Consider the following 1,928-nt stretch of genomic DNA (forward strand, 5'->3'; position numbering starts at 1 on the left):
GGTTTTCGAGCTTTATGTCGTGTACTACTACCGAATCACTCCAAAATAACAGGTTAGGTATCACAAAACCCACACCTTTACCTGAACCTGTAGGAGCAAATAATAAAGCATGCTGGAACCCATCTGCAACAAAATATCCACCGGCATCAACACCTATTAACATACCTTTTTTGGATCTAAGACCAGCAGCCTCTATATCTGACGGATTAGCCCAGCTAGCATCTCCATATACTTTTTCCGGTTGCTCAAAAAATTGTAATGATTTTATTCTTTCAAAATTTTTAATGTAAAATATTATAACAACAATAGCGGAACCAAGAAGAGATACAAGTAGCTTCAATTTTAAATAATTATAGTCGGCAATTTTTAACTGCCCCCAAACGTTAATAAGCCAGTAAGCCCACTTATAAGCAATATTTATAGCATTTATATCTACACCTAAAGCTCCAACCTCATTAGTAAAAATTGCAACAAATGCACCGCTTATCCAAATGGTACAAAAAATAACAACCGGATGAATTATAGCATGACCGAATATATTCCTAGTAACTTTAAGTATCTTATGCCATTCCATGAATTGATATTCCTAGTTTTTACTTATCACTTAATATTGTTAATATTCCTACTAAACTGCATCCCCGTGGAAGCGGGAATCCAGTAACCTTTAATGTCATCTCGCAAACTTATAGCAGAATCCAGTTAAAAATACTAACATTGTTAATATTTTTAGTTATATTTCTGGATACCGTGGTCAAGCCACGGTATGACATCGCTCCCTTAAACTAACACCTATGCATATTGCATAGAAAATGGTAGACTCGTTTAATTTGGAAAAGAGCAAACGTACTATAATATGTACGCTGCGGTCAAAAAATATGAAACGCCTTGCTCTTTTCCAAATTAAACGAGTCTACACCATCCCCTCAGCGTTCTTGTTCTTCTTATAATATACTTCCGAAACATATCTTTTCCCACCGCTACCGCGTTTTAACTGCACAACGATATCTACAACGGTTAAAATATACTTCTTTACTTCTTCAGGCGGCATACCAAGATCTGCTTGCATAACCATAAGCTTTAACTGCTCAATAGCCATAGCGGGACTATCGGCATGCAGAGTTGATATTGAACCGGGGTGACCTGTATTAATAGCACGCAAAAAGCTAAAAGCTTCCTTACCTCGAAGCTCACCGACTATAATTCTATCCGGTCTTAAACGCAAACAGGCCTCTATTAAATCTTGAGTGGTAACATTTGCACGCCCCTGTCCTCCTTTTGAAGCAAGTAAATGCACTCTGTTAGGATGACTTGATAGCACAACCTCACGAGCATCTTCTACAGTAATTAATCTTTCTATTGCAGGTATTTCAGTAAGTGCCGCATTAGTAAAAGTAGTTTTACCGGTTGAAGTACCGCCGCTAATTATGATATTTTTCTTTGAAACAACTGCATGTCTAATAAATTCTTTAATGTTTTTTTCAGCTAAGAAATTATTTAAAATTACTGCATCTTCATCTACTAAACTCTCTGTTGCAGTATCATCAAATGCCCCCATTTTAGCATATTCATCTAAAGTTAGATTCATACCGCTAGGCTTTCTTATAGAATAAATGATTTGTCCTATCTCACAAGCAGGAGGAAATACTATTTGAATACGGTAGCCATTCGGCAAAGTTGCCGAAAGAAGCGGTTTTTCTTCTGAAATCATCTGTTCGGTAGATTGAGCGACTAAACGCCCTAATGAAAGTAGATGTTCGCTATCCAGTTCCGGTATTTGCTTAGAATATATATCACCTTTTTTTTCAACCCATGCTTCTCCAGGCTTATTAACCATAATTTCGTTAATACCGTCTTCAGCAAATAAATTTTTAAAAGGAAGTAAAAACGTCTCTAAGGCTGCAAATTCTTCATTCATTTCATTACCTTCG

At 36.6% G+C, this 1,928-nt stretch carries 2 protein-coding genes; both read right to left on the bottom strand.

Annotated elements, in window-relative coordinates:
- Positions 1-574 (bottom strand): type IV secretory system conjugative DNA transfer family protein (locus REIS_RS10215; protein WP_040614915.1); only part of this gene is annotated, 574 nt, incomplete at its 3' end.
- 336 nt (positions 575-910) lie between these two features.
- A complete protein-coding gene (gene virB11 / locus REIS_RS10220) occupies positions 911-1,915 on the bottom strand; it encodes a P-type DNA transfer ATPase VirB11 (RefSeq protein ID WP_037214280.1) in 1,005 nt (334 codons plus the stop codon).
- Positions 1,916-1,928: the final 13 nt, after the last annotated feature.

It is taken from the genome of Rickettsia endosymbiont of Ixodes scapularis (genome assembly GCF_000160735.1).
In the GTDB taxonomy this organism is placed as follows: Bacteria; Pseudomonadota; Alphaproteobacteria; order Rickettsiales; family Rickettsiaceae; genus Rickettsia; species Rickettsia tamurae.

Excerpts from the sequence above, each read along its gene's own strand:
- virB11 (WP_037214280.1), bottom strand. The coding sequence starts at position 1,915 with ATGAATGAAGAATTTGCAGCCTTAGAGACGTTTTTACTTCCTTTTAAA.